The organism is Desulfovibrio sp. 6_1_46AFAA, from assembly GCF_000224635.1.
Lineage (GTDB): Bacteria > Desulfobacterota > Desulfovibrionia > Desulfovibrionales > Desulfovibrionaceae > Desulfovibrio > Desulfovibrio fairfieldensis.
On the sequence record NZ_JH114301.1, the window covers coordinates 187,592 to 191,681 of the forward strand.

Below are 4,090 nucleotides of genomic sequence, written 5' to 3' on the forward strand. Positions count from 1 at the left end.
AGCCCCTCGGTACGCCCATCATCCACTCGATAAATGACGGGTCCGGGATAGACTTCCAAGGCGGACGTTTTTCGCGCCCGGTCAATCCGTAGGCCCAGCCAAGCAAAAAGCTGCGGAGATTGGTTGACGTTTCCCAGGATTCTCTGGAGCGGAGACAGCAACCGATGCTCTCCGTCAGGCAGGCGACCGTGGGGGTAGGCAACAATGAAAACCCGCTCCCGATGGTGCGGAGCGCCAAGGGCGGCCGCGGGCAGCACTTCCCATTCCGCATCGTACCCGAGCGCGGCCAGGTCTTGCAGGACGCTCTCAATACCGCAGGAAAGCAGGCCCCGCACGTTTTCAATGATGATGTAACGGGGCCGGACTTCCCCGATGAGCCGCGCATATTCATACCACAAACCGCTCCTTGTCCCTTGTTTGATACCCGCACGGCCGCCCGCGCTGCTGACATCCTGACACGGAAAACCACCGCACAGCACGTCCACCGGCGGCAGGTCCGCCCCTCTGAGGCCGGACACATCATTATATATAAGTGTGTCCGGCCAGTGCCTGGCGAGCACCGCCCGGCAGAACGGGTCGATCTCGCAAAACCATTGATGTTCAAAGCCCGCCCAGGTGAGGCCCAGGTCACACAGACCGGCCCCGCTGAAAAGGCTGCCTACTTTCAGCAAGCATTACTCCGTGGCAGGCCGTCCGGCGGCTCGGAGTCGGGGCGCTCGGCCCTCACGATGGTGAAAGCCCCGCAGCGGGGGCATTTGAATTCCATAATCCTGGCCTGGCCTTTGGCCAGGAGTTTGCCGCAATGGCAGCACCTGATTTCTTCGCAATTATCCTTTTGCATGGTATGTAATGATGTTGCGCCCCGTGCAACGGCCTGCTAGCGTGTTTACGCCCTTTGCCAAGGGTAAACACAGCAGGCGGTTACTCCGCACGATGGACGGTCCGTCGTGTGGGGCCGTGGTCCGGCTTCCCCAGCCGGGCCGGTGGGGGCACCCCAATGCCCCCGCCTCTGCCGAAACTATTCCAGCCCCAGAGACGGGGCCGCATTTACCGCCTTGCGGCGCTGTTTGGCGCTGGTATGGCGGTAAAATCTCACAATCATCTTTTCGTTGGCGTGGCCCATAACCTCGGCCACGCATTTAAGGTCCGCATCATGATCCAGAGCCCGGCTGGCGAAAGCGTGGCGCAGATCATAGGGCCGGATGCGCCGCTCAATGCCCGCCCGGCGCAGGGTATTATGCCAAGCTCGGCTGATACTGCGCACGGGCCGCCCTCTATAGTGGATGACCCATGGACAGCCCAGGGCCGCGTCCTCCGCTTCCCAGCGCAGCAGCAGGCGCAGAACATCCTGCCGTAGCGGCACCTCGCGGGCCTCGGCCCGTGCTCCCTTGGCGGCATTGGGCATGCGCAGCGCGGCTCCACGCGTGTCGATATCCGTCCAGCGGAGCCGAAAAAGCTCACTGGGGCCGATACGCGCGCCGGTGGCCATGCCCAGGGCGATCACCCTCTGCACATGCGGCGCGGCCGTCGCATAAAGCATCCGAGCTTCACGGGCCGTGGGCGGGTCCGGCGTCTGCGGCGCGGGGCTGGCCAGTTGCAGGCCCGCCAGTGGATTGGTGGGCAGCAGACCCCAGCGGGCCGCCCAATTATAGGCGGCCCGGACGATGCCCATGCGGCGGCAGGCCGTGCTTTTGCTCACACCACGCTGTTGTTGCAGCGCAAGAAACGCGCCCACGTCCTCCAAAGTCAGACAGTGGGCCTTGCGCTGACCGTAGATGTCCGCAAACAGCCGCAGATGATACGCGCTGGCGGCCCTGGTGGACGGATTGCCCAGGCTGCCCAGATAACGATCCAGCATATCCGCAATCGTGGGACTCGCCGGGCGGCCCTGGGCTCTCCGCCGCCGCACGGCCTTGATGATGGCCCGCTCCCGCTCATAGAGTGACGCCTGGGCCTCCTCAAAGGCAAGAGCGTCCGCCTCCTGGGCAAAGGCCCGCTGGCGGGGCCTGCCGCTCCACGGCTCACGGTATTTGACCACCCAAGGCTTACTTTTGTACTTCAGGCACACAACAGGCATGGCAACCTCCTTTTGTGTGCCTTATCGGTCGATTCTTTATGTAATTGTCAAAGCGCGGTTGGGGCTACGCCCGCAACCCCTGGTCATTGACGGCCTGCCCCGTCGATTTTAAGCCCATTCTCGCCGGGTGCGGCGAGGCCGGTGCAGATCCCCGTCGGGATCATGCCCGCACCTCGCCGCAGACAGGGCAGACCCAGATCAAGCCAGCATCCGTCAGGACCATGCGCAGGGCATGGCCGCAGACGGGACACTCTCTGCCAGCAAAGGGACTACACGGCATAGCTGACCTCCACCCCGGCCAGGGCAGCAGGAGATTCCGCTGCCGCCACGGCGGCCAGCAGTTCGTCGCGGCGGGCCGTATGCAGGGCCAGCAGGGTATCGGGTCCGTCCGGGTCAACGCTGGCCAGGGAGGCGGCGGCCACGGCCACCTCTGTGGTGGAGGGCGTAGCTGTGGGCATGGTCAGGCTGGCCACGATGGCCGCGTCGCAGGCCGCCTTGACCTCGCGTTCCTTTTCAGTCTTGAGGACGGACAGCGGTTTTTCCGGGCGGGCCGTCACGGCCCCTTTGGGCAGTGGGCCGAGTTCCTCGGTGTAGCGCGGAGGGCTTTGCCAGTCGTCGCCCATAGCGGGCTGCCAGAAGGGCGTGCCGCCGGTTTTGGTGCCTTTGGAATCCATATGCTGGCGGTGATCCTCTACTACCTCCCAGGCACTGCCCGTCCAGCGGGCCGCGTGCCCGGTCGGGATGTCTGCGGGCGGAGCCACGGGCGTAGCCCCAGCGCAGACGGTCAACTCCTTACCGCCCACAACCTGAGCAGGGCGGGAGCCGGTAAGCGCGCCGGTGCGCAGGTCGAATGTGTACATAGTGGCGCTCATAGTATCTCCTTGGATGGTTGAGGGTTATTGTTTTGCACTTCGCCTTTCCGAAATTGGGCGCTGGGGGCCAGTGAGAGCGCGGGCGCGTGGAATCCAGATACGACACGCGAAATTTTTGGAGAAGTGCCCGTTGTACATTCAACTTCTGTAGACATGGTAAACGGGGCATTGGGGTTACATAAAATTGGCTCCACAGCTTATCATGGTGGAGATAGCGGAAGATACGGATATCTCACCATCCAAGCGTCACGAGTTTATGGAAGCAATCACACTGCCGCAGAAGTTGCCCCCCCGCACATCTGGCAACCCATCATCTTCTATCTGGGCCGCCGAGGTAAATGATCACGGGCTGCCAAACATGTGGCGGCACGTTCATAGGGCCAGTGGGGACCACACGGGAGGCATCAAAGGACAAATCGTATGCTGTGCCGCCCTGGCCTTGGGGCTGATATGGCTTTGACGCCGTTCCAGCGGCAAAGACGCCATTGGCAAATGTCGGATGACCAATCACGCCCGTATCGGACCGAGCCGTATAGTCTCCAACTAAATTTCGTATCTCATCCCGGCCCCAGGCTCCCGCGTCCTCGTTTTGCCCGAGCGCCCAATTTCGGAAAGGCCGGAGGTAGGGGGGAAAACCTTTTAACCCTATGGAGTTTTCAAAGAGCGCTGCGCCTTTCCGAGCTTGGGTGCTTGGGACAGATCGGGAGGCCGGAGGCTGGCAAGAAGACGCGTTACAGGGGCATGTACACGGATACGGTGGTGCGTCAGAACGCCAGAATTATGTAAACGTGCCCACCATGCTGTCAGTGGTGCCGATAGATAACAACAGCACTGTCAGCATGACCAACGCCCAGAAACAGGCATATGTATCTGACGGCGCACACGGTACGCCGCGCATTGCAAGCGACACCCGCCCAGAAAACACCATAGTCCCCGTGATCCTTTACCTCGGGTGGCCCAGATAGAGGATGATGGGCTGACAAACGTGCTGGGGGACGTTTTGTGGACCGGTGGGCACGACGCGACTCGCATCAAATGAAGCTGCTCCATTTTCATGGCGTACCATTCCTTGGCTTCCAAAAGTATCGGCTGTGACAGACTGAATTTTAAATGCGCCGGATGCCACCTTGCCAAAATATTC

General features: G+C 61.8%; 5 protein-coding genes and 1 pseudogene. All 6 read right to left on the reverse strand.

Going from position 1 to position 4,090, the window contains the following annotated elements; translation table 11 throughout:
- Nucleotides 1-671: DNA cytosine methyltransferase (locus tag HMPREF1022_RS04300; RefSeq protein ID WP_009302022.1), on the reverse strand; the 671-nt coding region annotated here is incomplete at its 3' end.
- Entirely contained in the window at nucleotides 665-841 is a 177-nt protein-coding gene (locus HMPREF1022_RS19060) for a Com family DNA-binding transcriptional regulator (RefSeq protein ID WP_083823233.1), read from the reverse strand. The genes HMPREF1022_RS04300 and HMPREF1022_RS19060, both read right to left, overlap by 7 nt.
- A 177-nt stretch (nucleotides 842-1,018) precedes the next feature.
- Nucleotides 1,019-2,077: a tyrosine-type recombinase/integrase gene (locus HMPREF1022_RS04305; RefSeq protein WP_009302023.1), complete on the reverse strand. Its 1,059-nt coding sequence runs from the start codon at nucleotides 2,075-2,077 to the stop codon at nucleotides 1,019-1,021.
- A gap of 160 nt (nucleotides 2,078-2,237) precedes the next feature.
- A complete protein-coding gene (locus HMPREF1022_RS19155; RefSeq protein ID WP_442852260.1) occupies nucleotides 2,238-2,357 on the reverse strand; it encodes a zf-TFIIB domain-containing protein in 120 nt (39 codons plus the stop codon).
- On the reverse strand, nucleotides 2,347-2,949 hold the full coding sequence (locus tag HMPREF1022_RS04310) for a hypothetical protein (protein ID WP_009302024.1): 603 nt from the start codon (nucleotides 2,947-2,949) through the stop codon (nucleotides 2,347-2,349). The genes HMPREF1022_RS19155 and HMPREF1022_RS04310 overlap by 11 nt, the downstream gene beginning before the upstream one ends.
- A gap of 943 nt (nucleotides 2,950-3,892) precedes the next feature.
- Nucleotides 3,893-4,090 (reverse strand): annotated as a pseudogene (locus HMPREF1022_RS18840) (hypothetical protein); the annotation flags it as partial.